This is a genomic window from Runella sp. MFBS21, from assembly GCF_029433105.1.
Lineage (GTDB): Bacteria > Bacteroidota > Bacteroidia > Cytophagales > Spirosomataceae > Runella.
The window spans coordinates 1-646 of sequence record NZ_JARNTW010000066.1 but is presented as its reverse complement, the minus strand read 5'-3'; the positions used below and the strand labels follow the sequence as shown (position 1 = coordinate 646).

Sequence of the window (646 nt, the reverse complement as noted above, 5' to 3'; positions counted from 1 at the left end):
TGGTGCTACCGGCACCAGTACCAGTTTGAGTGATTTTGGCAACAAGGTCATTTTCATCTTGTTGAACATCTGCATCGTTTGCAGCACCAGCTTGCGCATCTTGAGAAATAGTGACTGAGGAGTCATCAGTAGCGCTATCTTGAGTAACATCAGCGTCATTGGTGCTACCAGCTCCTGCTGCGGTTTGGGTGATGGTAACTTCAGAGTCTTCACCATATTGATAAGCAGCGGCATCGTTTTCACCACCAGAAGTAGCCGTCTGAGTGATGGTAGCGGTATTTGCATCTTGATCTTGTTGGATGTATGCATAGTTATCGCTATCGGTACCATCGGCGGTTTGAGTTACAGTCGCTTTTTGGTCCTCCTCATACTGATCAATATAAGCATAGTTGTCGGCACTAGCCATGGCCGTTTGGGTTACAGTAGCAGTGTTATAACCACCGTATTGATTAACATAAGCATCGTTTTCACTCCCTGCGCCAGTGGCTGTTTGAGTGACAGTAGCGTCACCCTCATAGGATTGATAGATGTAGGCATTGTTGTCACCTGCGCTAGCAGTTTGGGTAACAGTCGCACTGTTATAATCATCATCTTGATCGATTTCAGCGTAATTGACCCCCGCACCCGTGGCATTTTGGGTGATTGA

Annotated in this window: 1 pseudogene; it reads right to left on the bottom strand. The window is 46.7% G+C overall.

The features are described 5' to 3' along the window. A pseudogene (locus P1X15_RS32475) lies at positions 1–646 on the bottom strand (hypothetical protein); the annotation flags it as partial.